Annotated in this window: 16 protein-coding genes; 9 read left to right on the forward strand and 7 right to left on the reverse strand. The window is 66.8% G+C overall.

Annotation, left to right across the window (positions count from 1 at the left end):
* Positions 1-186 precede the first annotated feature (186 nt).
* A complete protein-coding gene (locus KF707C_RS02980) occupies positions 187-1,581 on the forward strand; it encodes an MFS transporter (protein WP_004419943.1) in 1,395 nt (464 codons plus the stop codon).
* A 9-nt stretch (positions 1,582-1,590) separates the two neighbouring features.
* Entirely contained in the window at positions 1,591-2,076 is a 486-nt protein-coding gene (locus KF707C_RS02985) for a single-stranded DNA-binding protein (RefSeq protein WP_004419944.1), read from the forward strand.
* Between the two features lie 129 nt (positions 2,077-2,205).
* Here KF707C_RS02985 and KF707C_RS02990 read toward each other — a convergent pair whose 3' ends face one another.
* Positions 2,206-3,084, reverse strand: coding sequence for an aldose 1-epimerase (locus tag KF707C_RS02990; protein ID WP_004419946.1), 879 nt, complete (start codon positions 3,082-3,084; stop codon positions 2,206-2,208).
* A gap of 122 nt (positions 3,085-3,206) precedes the next feature.
* Between KF707C_RS02990 and KF707C_RS02995 the strand changes: the two genes are divergently transcribed.
* Positions 3,207-3,959 carry a FadR/GntR family transcriptional regulator gene (locus KF707C_RS02995; RefSeq protein ID WP_004419948.1) on the forward strand — a complete coding sequence of 251 codons (753 nt, stop codon included), beginning with the start codon at positions 3,207-3,209 and terminating at the stop codon, positions 3,957-3,959.
* Positions 3,960-3,983: 24 nt separating this feature from the next.
* Here KF707C_RS02995 and KF707C_RS03000 read toward each other — a convergent pair whose 3' ends face one another.
* The 6 genes from KF707C_RS03000 to KF707C_RS03025 form a co-directional block, all read right to left on the reverse strand.
* Complete coding sequence (locus KF707C_RS03000; RefSeq protein WP_004419950.1) at positions 3,984-4,895, reverse strand: EamA family transporter; 912 nt, start codon at positions 4,893-4,895, stop codon at positions 3,984-3,986.
* 110 nt (positions 4,896-5,005) lie between these two features.
* Positions 5,006-6,286 carry a TRAP transporter large permease gene (locus KF707C_RS03005; protein WP_004419952.1) on the reverse strand — a complete coding sequence of 427 codons (1,281 nt, stop codon included), beginning with the start codon at positions 6,284-6,286 and terminating at the stop codon, positions 5,006-5,008.
* The gene (locus tag KF707C_RS03010; protein ID WP_004419953.1) at positions 6,287-6,814 is read right to left on the reverse strand and encodes a TRAP transporter small permease; all 528 of its coding nucleotides are present in this window, start codon (positions 6,812-6,814) and stop codon (positions 6,287-6,289) included.
* 64 nt (positions 6,815-6,878) lie between these two features.
* Entirely contained in the window at positions 6,879-7,850 is a 972-nt protein-coding gene (locus KF707C_RS03015) for a TRAP transporter substrate-binding protein (RefSeq protein WP_004419956.1), read from the reverse strand.
* A 66-nt stretch (positions 7,851-7,916) separates the two neighbouring features.
* Positions 7,917-8,810, reverse strand: a complete 894-nt coding sequence (locus KF707C_RS03020; RefSeq protein ID WP_004419957.1) for a glucurono-1,5-lactonase — start codon at positions 8,808-8,810, stop codon at positions 7,917-7,919.
* Positions 8,811-8,857: 47 nt separating this feature from the next.
* Positions 8,858-9,679, reverse strand: coding sequence for an NAD-dependent epimerase/dehydratase family protein (locus tag KF707C_RS03025; RefSeq protein WP_004419958.1), 822 nt, complete (start codon positions 9,677-9,679; stop codon positions 8,858-8,860).
* Between the two features lie 409 nt (positions 9,680-10,088).
* Here KF707C_RS03025 and kdgD point away from each other — a divergent pair, with 409 nt between their 5' ends.
* The 6 genes from kdgD to ltrA all read left to right on the forward strand — a co-directional run bounded on the left by kdgD (position 10,089) and on the right by ltrA (position 18,638).
* Positions 10,089-11,000 (forward strand): 5-dehydro-4-deoxyglucarate dehydratase, encoded by a 912-nt coding sequence (kdgD, locus tag KF707C_RS03030; protein ID WP_004419961.1) that lies wholly within the window; start codon positions 10,089-10,091, stop codon positions 10,998-11,000.
* 20 nt (positions 11,001-11,020) lie between these two features.
* Entirely contained in the window at positions 11,021-12,466 is a 1,446-nt protein-coding gene (locus KF707C_RS03035) for an aldehyde dehydrogenase family protein (protein ID WP_004419964.1), read from the forward strand.
* Between the two features lie 197 nt (positions 12,467-12,663).
* Positions 12,664-14,028: an MFS transporter gene (locus tag KF707C_RS03040; protein WP_004419968.1), complete on the forward strand. Its 1,365-nt coding sequence runs from the start codon at positions 12,664-12,666 to the stop codon at positions 14,026-14,028.
* 77 nt (positions 14,029-14,105) lie between these two features.
* Positions 14,106-15,662 (forward strand): galactarate dehydratase, encoded by a 1,557-nt coding sequence (garD, locus tag KF707C_RS03045; protein WP_004419971.1) that lies wholly within the window; start codon positions 14,106-14,108, stop codon positions 15,660-15,662.
* Positions 15,663-15,710: 48 nt separating this feature from the next.
* A complete protein-coding gene (locus KF707C_RS03050) occupies positions 15,711-16,628 on the forward strand; it encodes a 2-hydroxyacid dehydrogenase (RefSeq protein ID WP_004419973.1) in 918 nt (305 codons plus the stop codon).
* A gap of 642 nt (positions 16,629-17,270) precedes the next feature.
* Positions 17,271-18,638 (forward strand): group II intron reverse transcriptase/maturase, encoded by a 1,368-nt coding sequence (gene ltrA, locus KF707C_RS03060; protein ID WP_003453656.1) that lies wholly within the window; start codon positions 17,271-17,273, stop codon positions 18,636-18,638.
* The last annotated feature ends 7 nt before the right edge of the window (positions 18,639-18,645 follow it).

The following is an 18,645-nucleotide window of genomic DNA, read 5'->3' on the forward strand; positions in this document are numbered from 1 at the left end:
AAACCGGCGATTATACGGGTCGCCAAAGGCGCGCGGCAAAGCGTCACAACGGTGTCGCAACGCGTCGGGACTGCTAGAATGCGCGGCATTTTTCAGGCTTCGGCCACTGCCGGGCACCCGGGAATGGGTGGTCAGCCGAACTGGGGCGCATGACGCCGGCCCCGATCGTTTCCCCTCGAGGCACCTATGCACGATTCCCACGCTGAACGCATGAGCGGCAGTGAAACGCGAGCCGCCGGCGGCCTGGCCCTGGTGTTCGCCTTCCGCATGCTGGGCATGTTCATGGTCCTGCCGGTGCTGGCCACCTACGGCCAGGACTTGGCGGGCGCTACCCCGGCGCTGATTGGCCTGGCCATCGGCGCCTACGGGCTGACCCAGGCCCTGCTGCAGATTCCCTTCGGTATCCTTTCCGACCGCATCGGTCGCCTGCCGGTGATCTATGCCGGCCTGCTGATCTTCGCCGCCGGCGCCGCCCTGGCGGCCAACGCCGACTCCATCTGGGGCGTGATCGCCGGACGGGTGCTGCAGGGGGCGGGTGCCATTTCCGCGGCGGTCATGGCCCTGCTCTCCGACCTGACCCGCGAACAGCATCGCACCAAGGCCATGGCGATGATCGGCATGAGCATCGGCCTGTCCTTCGCCGTGGCCATGGTGGTCGGGCCGCTGCTGACTCGCGCCTTCGGTCTTTCCGGCCTGTTCTGGGCCACCTCCCTGATGGCGCTGCTGGGCATCGTCATCATCGTCGCCCTGGTCCCCCGCGCCGCCCACCCGCTGCAGCACCGCGAGTCGGGCGTGGCCGGCCAGGCCCTGATCCCCACCCTGAAACACCCGGACCTCCTGCGCCTGGACTTCGGCATCCTGGCCCTTCACGCCGTGCTCATGGCCAGTTTCGTCGCGCTGCCCCTGGCCCTGGTGGAGAAGGCCGGCCTGCCCAGGGAGGAGCACTGGTGGGTCTACCTCACCGCGCTGCTGGTGGGCTTCTTCGGCATGGTTCCCTTCATCATCTATGGCGAGAAGAAGCGCCGCATGAAGCGCGTGCTGGTCGGCGCCGTCGCCACGCTGTTCCTCTGCGAGCTGTTCTTCTGGGGCTTCGGCGACAGCCTCCGCGCCCTGGTATTCGGCACCATCGTCTTCTTCACCGCCTTCAACCTGCTGGAAGCCTCGCTGCCGTCCCTGATCAGCAAGGTCGCACCGGCCGGCGGCAAGGGCACCGCCATGGGGGTCTATTCCACCAGCCAATTCCTCGGCGCCGCCCTCGGCGGCATCCTGGGTGGCTGGTTATTCCAGCATGGCGGCCTGTCGGTGGTGTTCATCGGATGTGCGGCGGTCTGTGCGATTTGGGTCCTTATTGCTGTTACTATGCGCGAACCTCCGTACGTGACCAGCCTGCGCCTGCCGCTCAGTGCAGCGGCCGTAGCCGATACCGGGCTGGTGGCGCGTTTACTGGCATTGCCCGGAGTGGCGGATGCCGTCGTGGTGGCCGAAGAGGCGGCCATCTACATCAAAGTGGATTCTGAAAAACTGGACCGCACGTCCCTGGAGCGCCTGATCCAATCGGCCCCGGAACGTGCTGAAGCCTAGGAGAACGTCATGGCCCGTGGGGTTAACAAAGTCATTCTGGTTGGCAACGTCGGTGGTGATCCGGAAACCCGCTACCTGCCCAACGGCAACGCGGTAACCAACATCACGCTGGCCACCAGCGAGTCCTGGAAGGACAAGCAGACCGGCCAGCAGCAGGAGCGTACCGAGTGGCACCGCGTGGTGTTCTTCGGTCGTCTTGCCGAGATCGCCGGCGAGTACCTGCGCAAGGGTTCGCAGGTATACGTCGAAGGTTCCCTGCGCACCCGCGAGTGGGAAAAGGACGGCGTGAAGCGTTACACCACCGAAATCGTGGTCGACATCAATGGCCAGATGCAGTTGCTGGGCGGCCGCCCGGGTGCCGATGATGGCGCCCCCCGAGCCCCGCGCCCGCAGCGCGAGTCGCAGCAGTCCGCCCCGCAGCAGCGTCCGGCTCCCCAGCCTGCCGCCCAGCCGGCACCGGACTACGACAGCTTCGACGACGACATTCCGTTCTAAGCGCCGGCAAGCGACTCGAAAAGCCCCCGCAGCCTCAGGCTCCGGGGGCTTTTTCATGGCCGGGGTCTCCAGGATCTCGGCGGAGATACGTTCGTGGCACCCGGAGACGCTGTCTGCGAAGCGGGACCTTCAACCCGTCCCCAGGGGGCGGACCGCCATGCGCCAGGTGATCTCCAGCGACTGCCCGGGCGACAGCAGCGTCAGCCCCGGTCGTCCTTCGAGGTGATGGGCGTTCACCGGGTGGGTGACCGGCTCGAAGCAGAAAAAGGGCTGCGCCTCCGGGCAGAACAGCAGGAACGCGTCGCAGCCGCTGGCGCTGCAGTCCAGTTGGTAACCCAGGTCGGGTTGCAGGATGCGGCAATGCCCCGGCCAGCCCCTGAACCCGTTGTCCACCAGGCTCGACGGCAAGGGCCGGTGCTCGTCGAAGTTCCACTCATCGGGCCGCGCAACCTGCCGGGTGGGGAGCTTGTCCGGTCCGCAGAGCCAGGTCGCGTCCGCCTTCGCCTGCAAGCGAGTCCGGGCGGTGCGTGGGAAGTAGGGGTGCAGGCCGAGCCCGTGCCAGATGGCCCGCTCATCGACCTGGGTCACCCTCAGGCGAACTTCCAGCTCGCCATCCCGGAGGCGGAAACGCTGCTCGGCCCGATAGGCGAAGGGCAGGGCGCTCTCCAGCCCCAGCCGTACCAGGTCGCCAGCCTGTTCCAGCAGTGTCCAGGGTTGTTGCCAGGCGCTGCCGTGAATCGGCAGGGCTTCACCCTCGGCGTTGGGCGTCAGCTCCAGCCAGCCGTCCGGAATGGCGAAGCCCCCGGCGCCGATGCGGTTGGACCAGGGCGCCAGGGGATAGCAGCCCAGGCGGCGCGGCGTGCCGGCGGCCAGGGCGTCGTCATCCGCCGGGCGGAGCAGCGGCACATCGCCCTCCAGCAGGCGCCAGTTGGCGATGGCGCCGCCAAGGGCGGGGGCCAGGGTGAGGCGACTGATAGGGTCTTCGAGGCAGATCAGGTCAGGCTTCATGATGGGCTCGCGGGGATGTGGACAGGTGGAAAAATGCCCCGGGCGCCGTTGCGGAAATGTGTCATCGTACAACTCGCTGGGCTATGATGGGCGCTCAGTTTCCGCCGAGATCGAACCCCGACATGGACACCCCAAGTACCCAGCAACGTCCGCGCCGCAAGCACCGCAGCCTGGCCCAGGAGCTGGTGAGCGAACTCTCCCAGCAGATCCAGAGCGGCGTGATCAAGCGTGGGGAAAAGCTGCCGACGGAATCGGCCATCATGGAAGCCCAGGGGGTCAGCCGCACCGTGGTGCGCGAGGCCATCTCGCGGCTGCAGGCCGCCGGCCTGGTGGAAACCCGGCACGGCATCGGCACCTTCGTGCTGGATACCCCGAGTCCCATGGGCTTTCGCATCGATCCGGCCACCATCGTCACCCTGCGCGATGTCATCGCCATCCTCGAGCTGCGCATCAGCCTGGAGGTGGAGTCGGCGGGGCTCGCCGCCCAGCGTCGCAGTCCCGAGCAGTTGAAGGCGATCCGCGAGGCGCTGGATGTGTTTCTCAACGCCGCCCATGGCACCGACGCGGTCGGCTCTGACTTCCAGTTCCACCTGCAGATCGCGCTGGCCACCGGCAACCGCTACTTCACCGACATCATGACCCACCTGGGCACCAGCATCATTCCGCGCACCCGGCTCAACTCGGCGCGCATCGCCCACGCCGACCACGAGCAGTACATGGCCCGGCTGGTGCGCGAACACGAAGAGATCTACGAAGCCATCGCCCGTCAGGATGCCGAGGCGGCGCGGGCGGCCATGCGCCTGCACCTCACCAACAGCCGCGAGCGCCTGCGCCAGGCACACGAAGAGGCCGAGCGGGAGCAGCAGGAAGCCTGAACCCCGCGCCTGGGCCGGCATGGCTCAGGCATCCCTCCTGTAGGTCAGCAGCACGATCCCCGCCACGACGATGGCCCCGCCGATCAGCTGCATGCCGCCCAGCACCTGATCCAGCAGCACCCAGCCGAACAGCAGCGTGGCGATGGGCTCGACGTTCATCACCGGCGCGTTCTGCGGCATGTTCAGGCGCGGCACGCTGACGAAGAGTACCGAGAAGGCCGTGCCATAAAGCAACACCAGGGCGCCCAGCGCGACCCAGCCGGCGGGACTCGAGGGGGGCGACATACCGCCCGGCACCAGGCCGCTGGCGCCGGCGATGGCCATGCTGGCGAAGACGATCATCAGGGTGAGCATGCTGCGCACCGGGCCTCTGAGACCGGCCAGCCTGTGATCGGTTATCCACAGGGCGCAGGCGAAGGCGCAGGCGGCGCAGAAGGCCAGGCCCACCCCCAGCGTCCATTCCGGCCCCGCTCCCTCGCTGGCGGCCAGGCGCGCCGGCACGTCCAGGGCGAACACCAGCCCCACCAGGATCAGACCCATCAGCAACGCGTTGCGCCGGCTCGGCGCGCCACCGCCCAGGGCCCAGGTCAGCAGGGCCAGGACGATGGGGAAGGTGTTGCCCACCAGCAAGGCCAGGGCCACCGGGATACGGGCCACGGCCGAATAGAGGCAGAGGCTCTGGGTGGCGATCAGCAGTCCCAGCAGCAACTGCCAGCGACGGCTGCCCGGTGGCAGGGCCAGCGGCTGGCGCTGCCAGAGCACCAGGCCGGTGAGGACCGTCATGGCGACGCCGGAGCGGCAGAGGATGGCCAGCAGCAGGCCGGTGCCGTCGTCGAAGGCGAAGCGCGCGGCGATGTGGTTGCCGGCGAAGGCGCAGGCCAGCAGGACGAGCATCAGGACGGCGATGTGCCGGGGGAAGGGAAGGCTGGCAGGCATGGAAACTGTCCTTGTCAGGCGCTGTGGACTCGGCGCGGGTTCTCCGGACGGCGTGCGGCCGTTCTTCTGGAGGAGGGGAAGCGGGCCGGATGCCGGCCCGCCGGGGTGGGTCAGAGTACGACGCTGGGCAGCCAGAGGGAGATGGCGGGGATGTAGGTCACCGCCATCAGCACCAGGAACAGCGCGGCGTAGAAGGGCAGCAGGGCCTTCACGGTGCTCTCGATGCTGACCTTGCCGATCGCCGAGCCGACGAAGAGCACCGCGCCCACCGGCGGGGTGATCAGGCCGATGCCCAGGTTCACCAGCATGATCATGCCGAAGTGCACCGGGTCGACGCCGATGTCGGTGATCACCGGCATCAGGATCGGAGTCAGGATCAGGATCAGCGGCGCCATGTCCATCACGGTGCCCAGCAACAGCAGCATGGCGTTGATGCACATGAGGATCACGTAGCGGTTGTCCGACAGGGTCAGGAACAGCGTGGTGATCTTCGCCGGGATCTGCATCAGGGTCATGATGTAGCCGAAGCTGGCCGCGAAGGCGATGAGGATCATCACGATGGAGATGGTCCGCACCGTGCGATGCATCAGCTTGGGCAGGTCGCGCCACTTGTAGTCGCGGTAGATGAACATGGTCACGAAGAACGACCAGACCACCGCGATGGCCGCCGACTCGGTGGCGGTGAACACCCCGGAGAGGATGCCGCCGAGGATGATCACCATGGCCATGAGGCCCCAGAGCGCCTCGCCGGCGATCTTCAGCGCCTGGCGCAGCGGGATCACCTCGCCCTTGGGGTAGTTGCGCTTCTTCGCGAACAGCAGGCACAGGCCCATCATCACCGCCGAGAGCAGCAGCCCGGGCATGACCCCGGCCATGAACAGCGCGCCGATGGACACGGTGCCGCCCGCCGCCAGGGAGTAGAGCACCGAGTTGTGGCTGGGCGGCGTCAGCAGCGCCTGTACCGAACCGCTCACGGTCACGGCGGTGGAGAACTCGCGGGGATAGCCCTTGCGCTCCATCTCCGGGATCAGCACCGAGCCCACCGAGGCGGTATCCGCCACCGAGGAACCGGAGATGGCGCCGAAGAAGGTGGAGGCCATGATGTTCACCAGGGACAGGCCGCCCCGCACGAAGCCCACCAGGACACCGGCGAAGGCCACCAGGCGGCGTGACATGCCGCCCTCGGCCATGATGGCGCCCGCCAGCACGAAGAAGGGAATGGCCAGCAGGGAGAACTTGTTAACGCCACCGGCCACCTGGATCATCATCGCCTGCAGCGGGATGTCGATCCACCAGGCGCCGATCAGGGCGGACAGTCCCAGGGCATAGGCCACCGGCATGCCCAGGAGAATCAGCAGGATGAAACTGCCCAGCAGAATGAATGCGTCCACTTATGCGGCTCCTTCGTTTTCTTCCACCAGATCGAACTGCACCACGCGGCGGTGGCTCTGGTCGCCCAGGAGGAGCTTCTCGAGTACGAACACCAGGGTCAGCACGCCGCCGATCGGGATCGGCGCGTAGGTCAGGCCCACCCGCAGGCCGGGCAGCGACGCGACGAACTGGTTCCAGGTGGTGGCGCACAGCTTGGCGCCCCAGAGGGCCATGAACAGGCAGATCAGCGCCATCAGCACCTGCACCAGCAGCGAGGCGGACAGGCGAATCCGTTGCGGCAGGCGGTCCACCAGCATGCCCACCGCCATGTGCGCGCCGGCCCGGTAGCTGGCGGCGGCGCCGACGAAGGTGAACACCACCATCAGCAGGATCGAAACCGGCTCGGGCCAGCTGGACCCGGTGCCCAGCACGTAGCGGGCGAAGATGCCCCAGGGAATGATCAGTGACATGGTGGCGACGGACAGGCCCGCGACCCAGATGCAGGTCATGTAGAGGCCGTCGTTGAAACGCAGCAGGGTGTCTTTCATGGGACTTCACCGGCACCGCGGCGGACTGGCCCGCCACGGTGTTCGTCAGGGAGTTGGGACGCGGTTACTGGACGTCGGCGATGCGCTGGATCAGGTCGGCGTACTGGGCGCCGTACTTCTCGCGCACCGGCGCGGTGGCGTCGAAGAAGGGCTTCTTGTCCACGGTGATGAACTCGACGCCGGCGGCCTTCAGCTTCTCCTCGCTGGCGGCGGACTTGGCGTCCCACAGGGCGCGCTCCTCCATCTGCGCCTCGCGGGCCACCTTCTTCACCAGGGCCTGTTGCTCGGGAGTCAGCTTGTTCCAGGTGGTCTTGGACATCACCAGCGGCTCGGGAAGGATCAGGTGGCCGGTCAGGGTGTAGTACTTGGCGTTCTGGAAGTGGTTGTGCTCCAGCATGGTCGGCGGATTGTTCTCGGCCCCGTCGATCACTCCGGTCTGCAGGGCGCTGAAGATCTCGCCGGTGTCCATGGCGATGCCGTTGCCGCCCATGGCGTTCATCATGTCGATGAACAGCGGGTTGCCCATGACGCGGATCTTCTTGCCTTGCAGGTCCTGGATGCTGCGCACCGGCTCCTTGGTGTAGAGGTTGCGCGTACCGCCGTCCATCCAGGCCAGGGCCACCAGGTTGAATTCGGAGTGGGTGATCTTGTCGAGGATCTCCTGGCCGATCTCGCCGTCGATGACCTTGCGCATGTGGGCGTGGTCACGGAACACGAAGGGCATGTTGAAGACGTTCACGTCCGGCACCACCGGGCCGACGATGCCGAGGCTGACGCGGGCCATCTGGATGGCGCCGATCTGCGCCTGCTCGATCACTTCCTTCTCGGAGCCCAGCACGCCGCCGGCGAACATCTTGAAGGTGATCTCGCCCTTGCTGGCTTCCTCCAGCTTCCTGCCCATGTTCTGCTCGGCCACCACCGTGGGGTAACCCGCCGGATGGACGTCGGCGAACTTGATATCCAGGGCCTGGGCGCTGCCGACCAGGCTGAAGGCGAAGGGCAGGGCGGCGACGAGCAGCTTGCGTTTCAGGTTCATGGTGAAACTCCGGTCTTGTTGTTGTCTGGTTTCGATTCTGGGAACAGCGGTACGGCGGGTCGGGGCTCAGCCCCGGAACACGGGCTCCTCCAGGCCCTTCACCCCGGGCGACAGGGCGAACAGGCCGCCAGCCAGGGGCTGGTCGGAGAGGTCGCCGGCGGGGCGTATGGAGGTGACGAAGAGGGTGGCCAGGCCGGGTCCGCCGAAGGCGCACATGGCGGGCTTCTTCACCGGTACGGCCAGGGAGCGATCGAGGCGGCCGTCCGGGGTGAAGCGATGCACCAGGCCGGCATCGTTGCCGCAGATCCAGTAGCAGCCGTCCTCGTCCACGGCGGCGCCGTCCGGGCGGCCCGGGAACTCGCGCATGTCCACGAACAGCCGGCGGTTGTAGGGGATGCCGCTGTCGGTGTCGTAGTCGAAGGCCCAGATCGCCTGCACCTCGGGGTGCGAGTCGGAGAGGTACATGCGGGTGCCATCCGGGCTGAAGGCCAGGCCGTTGGGCACGATGAAGTCGCCCAGGCGTGCCGTCAGCGGTCCGGACTCGCCGTCGAAGCGGTAGAGGGCGCCGACGCGTGCGCCGGCGGCCATGTCCAGCAGCATGGTGCCCGCCCAGAAGCGACCCTGGCGATCGCAGCGGCCATCGTTGAAGCGCATCGCCGGTACGGCATGCTCCACCGGGGCGAGGCGGGTGGACTGCAGGCGGCCGTCGTCACCCGGCTGCAGCTGGAAGACGCCGCTCTGCATCCCGGCGATCCAGCCACCGCCGCGACCGTCTTCGCGACGGGCGATGCAGGCGATCATCTCGTCGGCTTCCCAGCTCTGGCTGGCGCCGTCGGCCAGGCGCCAGCGGTGCAGGCGGCGGGCGGGAATATCGACCCAGTAAAGGGCCTGTTCCCGTGGATGCCACACCGGGCTTTCTCCGGTGGCGTTGCGGGCATCCAGGATCAGTTCGGCATGCATGGCGGTCGGTCTCTTGTTCTTGTGGGCCGTGCGGGAGAGGAGCGGGTTCAGTCGAACGGGCCGGCCGCGACGAAGGCGCCGCCCTGGTAGACCGCGACCGGGTCATCGGCGGCTGGCGCCGGCTGGCTTTCCACCTTGGCGCGGAAGGGCTCGGAGCTGTCCTTGGGCCGGTAGCCGAGGTGGCTGGCCAGGTGGTTGTCCCACCAGACCTCGCGGTTGTCGGACATGCCGTAGACCAGGGTGTGGCCGACGTCGGGGGTGAACAGGGACTTCTCGATCAGCTGGGTCAGGTCGTCGTAGCTGAGCCAGGTCGACATCATCCGGCGATTCTGCGGCTCGGGGAACGAAGAACCGATGCGGATGCTCACCGTCTCGATGCCGTAGCGGTCGTAATAGAAGCTGGCCATGTCCTCGCCGAAGGACTTGGACAGGCCGTAGTAGCCGTCCGGTCGACGCGGGCTGGCGGCGTCGAGGCGCTGGTCCTGGCGGTAGAAGCCGATCACGTGGTTGGAGCTGGCGAACACCACGCGCTTCACACCATGGCGGCGGGCGGCTTCATAGAGGTTGAAGACGCCACGGATGTTGGCCTCGAGGATCTCCTCGAACGGGCGCTCCACCGAGATGCCGCCGAAATGCAGGATGGCGTCGACGCCCTGAACCAGGGCATCCACCGCCGCCTTGTCGGCGAGGTCACAGGGAATCACTTCTTCATGGGGGCCGGCGGCGGGAGCCATGGCGGCGATGTCGGAGAGGCGCAGCACTTCGGCGAAGGGGCGGGTGGTCTCGCGCAGGACCTTGCCGAGGCCGCCGGCGGCACCGGTGAGCAGAATGCGCTTGAGGCAGCGGGACGCGGGTTGGGAAGGATTCATGCTTCTGGCCTTTCCGTTGTTGTTATTGAGTGCGTCGTCATATGTTGTCGTATGACTGTGGTCGAATTATCGACAGGGCTTCTTTCCGTTGTCAACGCGGCGAAAGTTGAAAATTCGTCATCGTACGAAGCCAAGCATGCAGCAGGCCGCGTTATCCGGTCCCGGTGCGGCGACGCTGGGCCTGTCTTGAACCGCTCTACAGCAGGGTTCGCCAGGGATGGCGCGGTAGCGCGGGGCGAGGGGCCGGCCGTTGGTCGACAGCGGTAGGCGCATCAGGGAGGGATGAATGGGGGTTGGCAATGTTTTTAGTTGTACGATAACGTATCTCTCAAGCCGGAGTGCCGGCCACCGGATTTCCGGCCGCCGGATCACCGGTTCAACTCAAACCGCTTCGCAGGGTGCTCGAATAATGAATCCACAAGAACTCAAGTCCATCCTCTCCTCCGGGCTGCTGTCCTTCCCCGTCACCGACTTCGACGCCGCCGGCGACTTCAACGCCGCCAGCTATGCCCGTCGCCTGGAATGGCTGGCGCCCTACGGTGCCTCGGCGCTCTTCGCCGCAGGCGGTACCGGTGAATTCTTCTCCCTGGCGCCGGACGAGTACTCCGGCATCATCAAGACCGCCGTCGACACCTGCGCGAACTCGGTCCCGATCCTCGCCGGCGTCGGTGGCCCGACCCGCGTGGCCATCCAGTACGCCCAGGAAGCCGAGCGCCTCGGCGCCAAGGGCCTGCTGCTGCTGCCGCACTACCTGACCGAAGCCAGCCAGGAGGGCGTCGCCGCCCATGTGGAGCAGGTCTGCAAGTCGGTGAACATCGGCGTGGTGGTCTACAACCGCAACGTCTGCCGCCTGACCCCGGCGCTGCTGGAGCAACTGGCCGAGCGCTGCCCGAACCTGATCGGCTACAAGGACGGCCTGGGCGATATCGAACTGATGGTCGCCATCCGCCGCCGCCTGGGCGATCGCTTCAGCTACCTGGGCGGCCTGCCCACCGCCGAAGTCTATGCCGCCGCCTACAAGGCCCTCGGCGTGCCGGTTTACTCCTCCGCCGTGTTCAACTTCATCCCCAAGACCGCCATGGACTTCTACAAGGCCATCGCCCGCGACGACCACGAAACCGTGGGCAAGCTGATCGATGACTTCTTCCTGCCCTACCTGGAAATCCGCAACCGCCGCGCCGGCTACGCCGTCAGCATCGTCAAGGCCGGTGCACGCATCTCCGGCTATGACGCCGGCCCAGTGCGCGCGCCGCTGACCGACCTGCTGCCGGACGAGTACGAACGCCTCGCCGCGCTGATCGACGCCCAGGGCGCCCAGTAACCGCAACCAGGAGCCCAGCCGTGGCCGAACAGAAACGCTTCGACAATTTCATCGGCGGAGAGTGGGTGGCCGGCAGCGGCTACTCCCGCAACATCAACCCCTCCGACCTCTCCGACTGCCTGGGCGAATACGCCCAGGCCGACGCCGCCCAGGTGGCCCAGGCCATCGCGGCGGCCCGCGCGGCCTTCCCGGCCTGGTCCGTCTCCGGCATCCAGGCCCGCGCCGACGCCCTCGACAAGGTGGGCAGCGAGATCCTCGCCCGTCGCGAGGAGCTGGGTGCGCTGCTGGCGCGGGAGGAAGGCAAGACCCTGCCGGAAGCCAGTGGCGAGGTGGCGCGCGCCGGCAACATCTTCAAGTTCTTCGCCGGCGAATGCCTGCGCCTGTCCGGCGAGGTGATTCCCTCGGTCCGTCCGGGCGTGGGCGTGGAAGTCACCCGCGAACCCCTGGGTGTGATCGGCATGATCACGCCCTGGAACTTCCCCATCGCCATTCCCGCCTGGAAGATCGCCCCGGCGCTGGCCTACGGCAACTGCGTGGTGTTCAAGCCCGCCGACCTGGTGCCCGGCAGCGCCTGGGCCCTGGCCGAGATCATCGCCCGCGCCGGCTTCCCCGCCGGCGTCTTCAACTTGGTGATGGGCAGCGGCCGGGTGGTGGGCGAGGCCCTGGTGCATGACACGCGCGTCGACGGCATCAGCTTCACCGGCTCGGTCGGCGTCGGCCGCAGCATCGCGGCCAGCTGCGTCGCCCGGGGCGCCAAGGTGCAACTGGAGATGGGCGGCAAGAACCCGCAGGTCATCCTCGACGACGCCGACCTCAAGACCGCCGTCGAGCTGTCGGTGCAGAGCGCCTTCTATTCCACCGGCCAGCGCTGCACCGCCAGCAGCCGGCTGATCGTCACCGCCGGCATCCACGATCGCTTCATCGAGGCCATGGCCGAGCGCATGCGCGCGATCCGCGTCGGCCACGCCCTCACCAGTGGCGTCGATATCGGCCCGGTGGTGTCCCAGGCGCAACTGGAGCAGGACCTGCGCTACATCGACATCGGCCGTGACGAAGGCGCGCGCCTGGTGACCGGCGGCGAGCGGGTCCGTTGCGACACCGAAGGCTACTTCATGGCCCCGGCGCTGTTCGCCGACAGCGCGGCGGACATGCGCATCAGCCGCGAGGAGATCTTCGGCCCGGTGGCCAACGTCATCCGCGTGGCCGACTACGAGGAGGCGCTGGCGCTGGCCAACGACACCGAGTTCGGGCTCTCCGCCGGCATCGCCACCAGCTCGCTCAAGTACGCCAACCACTTCAAGCGCCACGCCCAGGCGGGGATGGTCATGGTCAACCTGCCCACCGCCGGGGTGGATTACCACGTGCCGTTCGGCGGTCGCAAAGGCTCGTCCTACGGACCACGGGAGCAGGGGCGCCATGCCCAGGAGTTCTACACCACGGTGAAAACCACCTACATCGGGAGCTGATCGCGACGGGGCAGGGACGCCCCGAGAGCCGGGGCGGCGACGGGGTGCGACGTGCGGCGGCTGTGTGATCGTCTCTTCGCGGGGACAATCATCCGGTCGACGACCGCTGCCTCTCCGCTGCCTGCGGACTGTGACACCGACACTCGCGCGGCGCGCCGCGCGAACTCTTCGACAAGAACAATTCAGAGAGAAGAACCATGGGCGACGTCCTCAAACAGACCCGTGTGCGTTACCTGATCCTGCTCATGCTGTTTCTGGTAACCACCATCAACTATGCCGACCGCGCCACCATCTCCATCGCCGGCTCCACCATGCAGAAGGAGTTGGGCATCGATGCCGTGATGCTCGGCTACATCTTCTCCGCCTTCGGCTGGGCCTACGTGCTCGGGCAGATTCCGGGCGGCTGGCTGCTGGACCGCTTCGGCTCCAAGCGTGTCTACGCCGTCAGCATCTTCACCTGGTCGGTCTTCACCCTCCTGCAGGGCTTCGTCGACACCCTGCCGGTGGCCTGGACCGTGGTGACCCTGTTCATGCTGCGTTTCCTGGTGGGCTTCGCCGAGGCGCCGTCCTTCCCGGGCAACGCGCGCATCGTCGCCGCCTGGTTCCCCACCGCCGAACGCGGCACCGCCTCCGCCGTGTTCAATTCGGCCCAGTACTTCGCCACGGTGCTGTTCGCGCCGCTGATGGGTTGGATCGTCCACAGCTTCGGCTGGGAGCACGTGTTCATCGTCATGGGCGTGATCGGCATCCTCTTCTCCGGGGTCTGGATGAAGTTCATCTACAACCCCAAGGAACACCCGCTGATCAACCAGGCCGAGATCGACCATATCGCGGCCAACGGCGCCCTGGTGGACATGGACCAGAACCGCCGCCTGCCGGGTAACGGCCCCAAGTGGGCGCACATCCGGCAACTGGTCACCAGCCGCATGATGGTGGGCATCTACCTCGGCCAGTACTGCATCAACGCCATCACCTACTTCTTCCTCACCTGGTTCCCGGTGTACCTGGTGCAGGAGCGCGGCATGACCATCCTCAAGGCGGGCATCATCGCCTCCCTGCCGGCCATCTGCGGATTCATCGGCGGCGTGCTGGGCGGGGTGCTCTCGGACGGGATGCTGCGTCGCGGCCACAGCCTCACCCTGGCCCGCAAGACCCCCATCGTCTGCGGCATGCTGTTGTCGATGAGCATGATCCTCTGCAACTACGTGGAGGCCGACTGGATGGTGGTGGGCTTCATGGCCCTGGCGTTCTTCGGCAAGGGCATCGGCGCCCTCGGCTGGGCGGTGATGTCCGACACCTCGCCCAAGCAGATCGCCGGCCTCTCCGGTGGCATCTTCAACACCTGTGGCAACCTGTCGTCCATCACCACCCCCATCGTCATCGGCTACATCATCGCCACCACCGGCTCCTTCAAGTGGGCCCTGGTGTTCGTCGGGGTCAACGCCCTGCTGGCCGCCTTCAGCTACCTGTTCATCGTCGGCGAGATCAAGCGCATCGAGCTCAAGGGCGAGACACCGGCCGCAACGGACCCCGCCGACGGGGCCGTGAACCCGGTTCGCTGACCCGCCGTCGCAACCCGCGCTCCGGGGCGGCAGGTCCGCTCCGGAGCCCGAATCCCAGAACAACAATGGAGTCATCCATGCAGCTGATCCCCCACCAGGACTCGCCTCGCTACGTCCGCCTGCACCCGGACGACAACGTCGCCATCGTCATCAATGAACAGGGCGTCGCCGAGGGCGGCCGCTTCCCCGACGGCCTGGTCACCCGTGAAGCCATTCCCCAGAGCCACAAGGTCACCCTGGTGGACATTCCCGCCGGCGGCGCCGTGCTGCGCTACGGCACCGTCATCGGCCACGCCTTGCAGGCGATCCCCCGTGGCACCTGGGTACGCGAGGAACTGCTGAGCATCCCCGAGGCCCCCGCGCTGGACCGGCTGCCGATGGCCACGGCCGTACCGCCGGCCCTGCCCGCACTGCCGGGCTACAGCTTCGAGGGCTTCCGCAACCCGGACGGCAGCGTCGGTACCCGCAACATCCTCGGCGTCACCACCACCGTGCAATGCGTCACCGGCGTGCTGGACCACTGCGTGGAACGGGTGCGCAAGGAAGTCCTGCCGCGCTATCCCAATGTCGACGACGTGGTGGCCCTGACCCACAGCTACGGCTGCGGCGTGGCGATCAACGCACCGGACGCGGTGATCCCCATCCGCACCCTGCACAACCTCGCCCGCAACCCCAACCTGGGTGGCCAGGCCCTGGTGATCGGCCTCGGCTGCGAGAAGCTCCAGGCCGAGCAACTGATGCCGGGCGACGCCCTCACCGCCGGCCAGGACGAGGAGGCCTGGCTGTTCCGCCTGCAGGATTCAGCCACCGGCTTCAGCGGCATGGTGGAACAGATCATGGGCATGATCGAGGACCGCCTGAAGGTGCTGGATGCGCGCCGCCGCGAGACCTGCCCGGCGTCCGAGCTGGTGCTGGGCATGCAGTGCGGCGGCAGCGACGCCTTCTCCGGCGTCACCGCCAACCCGGCCCTGGGCGTCGCCGCCGACCTGCTGGTGCGCGCCGGCGCCACCGTGATGTTCTCCGAGAACACCGAAGTGCGTGATGGCATCCACCTGCTCACCCCGCGCGCCGCCACGCCGGAAGTGGCCCAGGCGCTGGTGCGGGAACTGGAGTGGTACGACCGCTACCTCGCCCGGGGCATGGCCGACCGCAGCGCCAACACCACGCCCGGCAACAAGAAGGGCGGCCTGAACAACATCGTCGAAAAGGCCATGGGCTCCATCGCCAAGTCCGGCAACAGCGCCATCGCCGGCGTCGTCGCCCCTGGGGAGCGGGTGCGCGGCAAGGGCCTGCAGTTCTGCGCCACCCCGGCCAGCGACTTCATCTGCGGCACCCTGCAGCTGGCGGCCGGCATGAACCTGCACGTGTTCACCACCGGTCGCGGCACGCCCTACGGGCTGTCCATGGTGCCGGTGATCAAGGTGTCCACCCGTACCCAACTGGCCGAGCGCTGGCCCGACCTGATCGATGTCGACGCCGGACGCATCACCTCCGGGCGCGTCAGCCTGGAAGAGCTGGGCTGGGAGCTGTTCCACTACTACCTCGACGTGGCCAGCGGGAAGCAACGCACCTGGGCGGAGAAGCATCGGTTGCACAACGACCTGACGCTGTTCAATCCAGCCCCTGTAACCTGATCGCCCCTATCGGCTGGGAGTACCCGGATGGAACCCAGGATTCTTCACATGGGCCCGCTGACCGAGCGCTTCAACCAGCGCCTGGCCAGCGGGAAAGACGTGGTGCAGCTGTGGCGCCAGGGGGATGCCCTGGCCTACCTCGACGCCCACGGCAGCGAGTTCGAGATCCTGGTCACCTCGGCACGCTTCGGCTGCTCGGCCGCGCACCTGGCGCGCCTGCCCCGCCTCCGCGCCATCTGCAGCTTCGGCGTGGGTTACGACGCCATCGCCGTGGACCAGGCGCGGGAACGGGGCATCCCGGTCAGCTATACGCCGGATGTGCTCAACGACTGCGTGGCGGACCTGGCCATGGGCTTGATGATCGACTGCGCCCGGCGGATCAGCGCCGCCGACCGCTTCCTTCGTGACGGTCGCTGGCAGACGGGCCAGTACCCGCTGGCGCGCAAGGTCAGCGGCAAGCGCCTGGGCATCGTCGGCCTCGGGCGCATCGGCAAGGACCTGGCCCGGCGCGCGCAGGCGTTCGACATGCAGGTGCGCTACCACAACCGCCGTCCGGATGCGGGCGCGCCCTACGGTTTCGAGCCGGATCTTCTGGCGCTGGCGCGCTGGGCCGACTTTCTCGTGCTGCTCTGCCCGGGTGGCGCCGCCACCCGGCACCTGGTGTCCGCACCGGTGCTCGACGCCCTGGGGCCGGACGGCATCCTGATCAACGTCGCGCGGGGCTCGGTGGTGGACGAGCCGGCCCTGGTGGCGGCGCTGCTGGAAGGGCGCCTGGGCGGTGCCGGGCTGGATGTGTTCGAGTCCGAGCCCCAGGTGCCCGAGGCGCTCCTCGGCCTCGACAGCGTGGTGCTGACGCCCCATGTCGGCAGTGCCACCGAAGAGACCCGCCTGGCGATGGAGGAGCTGGTGTTCGCCAATCTGGCGGCCTTCCTCGAAACCGGCGAGCTGCTCACCCCGGTGCCCTGATCCCCCCATAGCGGCGGCCACGTCGGGTGGTCGCCTCTATAAGGTGCCAGGCCAAAAGCCGGCACCCTTTCCTCCCCACGACATTGAGCTGCAGCCTCGCAGCGACGGCGCATCACGAGTGCGCCGATTTTTTTGGTTCTTCGCAGATTATCGGGGAAGGGACTTGCTCAAGCCGGATTGTCGAACCGGCGTCAGGTTTTGTGGGGGCTCGGCTCATTTCCGCGTAGGCTGCGAGTTTCTGTTTCGCCCTCCCGGGCGAGTCCCTTGTGCGCCCAGCATGGGCGCCATCCTAGAGGTGAAAGTCCTCTCTTGAGCTGGCCACAGCGAATGAAGTGAAGCGCAACTGCATGAAGGCGACTGAGTGTGGGGAGGAAGCGTGGAGCGTAAACCGCGAGCCGAGGTACACGAACTGCATCTGAGGCGTTACCGGACAGGGCGAGCAGCCAAGGTACTGCGAAGCTCTTGTGGCCAAAGCCCGGTGACGTAAATGCAGCGGTTGTGCGGTGAAGGATGGCGTTCTTACCTGGGGAGATCTCGCCTTATGCCTGAAAGGGCAACGACGTAAGTTGGAGCGAGAAGTCAGCAGAGGCCGTAGTAGTTGCGCTGCAGCGAAGGGCCGAACGAGAAGGAGTGAGGTTCACCATGGCGATACAGCAGGCCTTGCATCAGATGCCCGGGAAACCGGGGCGGGACGGAGCTGCAACGGGTGAAGCCCGACGCGGGGCGTCCAGCGATGAAGCCGGCTGTCCGCGCCATGACCAGAACCACACGGGGTCAGGGCTTCTGCAAGAAGTCCTGACAAGAGAGAACCTGCAACTGGCGCTCAAGCGCGTTCGGGCTAATAAAGGTGTTGCGGGCGTCGACGGTCTTGGGATCGATGAGACGGTCGAGCATCTGAAAACGGCCTGGCCCGCGATACGGGCACAGTTGCTGGCCGGGACGTATCGGCCAAGTCCGGTGCGTAGAGTCCTGATCCCCAAGCCGGAGGGTGGCGAGCGCAAGCTGGGCATCCCGACGGTGACGGACAGGCTGATCCAGCAGGCGCTGCTACAGATTCTGCAGCCGTTGCTGGACCCAGGGTTCAGTGATCATAGCTACGGCTTTCGTCCCGGTCGCAGCGCTCACCAAGCGGTACTGGCAGCGCAGCGATACATTCACTCGGGGCGGAACATCCTGGTGGACGTCGATCTGGAGCAGTTTTTCGATCGCGTCGACCATGACCTGTTGATCGCTCGACTGAGCAGAAAGGTGACCGACCGAGGCGTTCTGCGTCTGGTCCGGGCCTACCTGAACAGCGGGACGTTGATCGACGGCGTGGTGGTGGCCAGTGAACGAGGGACACCGCAAGGCGGCCCCCTTTCACCACTGCTGGCCAATGTATTGCTGGATGAGGTGGACAAAGAGTTGGAGCGACGAGGCCATTGCTTCGTCAGGTACGCGGACGACGCGAATGTTTACGTACGCAGCCTCAAGGCCGGTCAGCGGGTAATGGCAGTGCTCCGTCGCCTTTATGATCGACTCAGGCTGCAAGTGAACGAACGCAAGAGCGCGATTGCCAGTGCGTTTGGCCGCAAGTTCCTGGGCTACAGCTTTTGGCTGTCGGCTCAAGGCGAGATCAAACGCGGGGTGGCCAGCCAAGCACTGCAGCGGTTCAAAAGCCGCATCCGACAGCTGACGTCTCGAAACGGAGGCCGAAGTGTGTCGCAAGTGGTGGAAAGCCTGAGGCCTTACCTACTGGGTTGGAAAGCGTACTTCGGTCTATCGCAAACCCCTCGTCGTTGGCGGGGTTTTGATGAGTGGATACGCCGACGACTCAGGGCCATCCAGCTCAAACAATGGAAAACCGGACGGAGAACGTACCGTGAACTGCGCAAACTTGGAGCATGGCCTGATCTGGCAGCGGCGATAGCCGGCAACAGCCACAGGTTCTGGCACAACAGTGTCGGTCTGATCCATGGAGTGCTCACGGTGGCGTGGTTCGACCGGTTGGGTCTACCTCGACTCTGCTGACCTCAAC

This window comes from Pseudomonas furukawaii (genome assembly GCF_002355475.1).
Lineage (GTDB): Bacteria > Pseudomonadota > Gammaproteobacteria > Pseudomonadales > Pseudomonadaceae > Metapseudomonas > Metapseudomonas furukawaii.

What these genes read in the sequence shown, in the direction of transcription:
- KF707C_RS02980 (WP_004419943.1), top strand. Translation starts at nt 187, where the DNA reads ATGCACGATTCCCACGCTGAACGCATGAGCGGCAGTGAAACGCGAGCC.
- KF707C_RS02985 (WP_004419944.1), top strand. Translation starts at nt 1,591, where the DNA reads ATGGCCCGTGGGGTTAACAAAGTCATTCTGGTTGGCAACGTCGGTGGT.
- KF707C_RS02990 (WP_004419946.1), bottom strand. Translation starts at nt 3,084, where the DNA reads ATGAAGCCTGACCTGATCTGCCTCGAAGACCCTATCAGTCGCCTCACC.
- KF707C_RS02995 (WP_004419948.1), top strand. Translation starts at nt 3,207, where the DNA reads ATGGACACCCCAAGTACCCAGCAACGTCCGCGCCGCAAGCACCGCAGC.
- KF707C_RS03000 (WP_004419950.1), bottom strand. Translation starts at nt 4,895, where the DNA reads ATGCCTGCCAGCCTTCCCTTCCCCCGGCACATCGCCGTCCTGATGCTC.
- KF707C_RS03010 (WP_004419953.1), bottom strand. Translation starts at nt 6,814, where the DNA reads ATGAAAGACACCCTGCTGCGTTTCAACGACGGCCTCTACATGACCTGC.
- KF707C_RS03015 (WP_004419956.1), bottom strand. Translation starts at nt 7,850, where the DNA reads ATGAACCTGAAACGCAAGCTGCTCGTCGCCGCCCTGCCCTTCGCCTTC.
- KF707C_RS03020 (WP_004419957.1), bottom strand. Translation starts at nt 8,810, where the DNA reads ATGCATGCCGAACTGATCCTGGATGCCCGCAACGCCACCGGAGAAAGC.
- KF707C_RS03025 (WP_004419958.1), bottom strand. Translation starts at nt 9,679, where the DNA reads ATGAATCCTTCCCAACCCGCGTCCCGCTGCCTCAAGCGCATTCTGCTC.
- kdgD (WP_004419961.1), top strand. Translation starts at nt 10,089, where the DNA reads ATGAATCCACAAGAACTCAAGTCCATCCTCTCCTCCGGGCTGCTGTCC.
- KF707C_RS03040 (WP_004419968.1), top strand. Translation starts at nt 12,664, where the DNA reads ATGGGCGACGTCCTCAAACAGACCCGTGTGCGTTACCTGATCCTGCTC.
- garD (WP_004419971.1), top strand. Translation starts at nt 14,106, where the DNA reads ATGCAGCTGATCCCCCACCAGGACTCGCCTCGCTACGTCCGCCTGCAC.
- KF707C_RS03050 (WP_004419973.1), top strand. Translation starts at nt 15,711, where the DNA reads ATGGGCCCGCTGACCGAGCGCTTCAACCAGCGCCTGGCCAGCGGGAAA.
- ltrA (WP_003453656.1), top strand. Translation starts at nt 17,271, where the DNA reads ATGGCGATACAGCAGGCCTTGCATCAGATGCCCGGGAAACCGGGGCGG.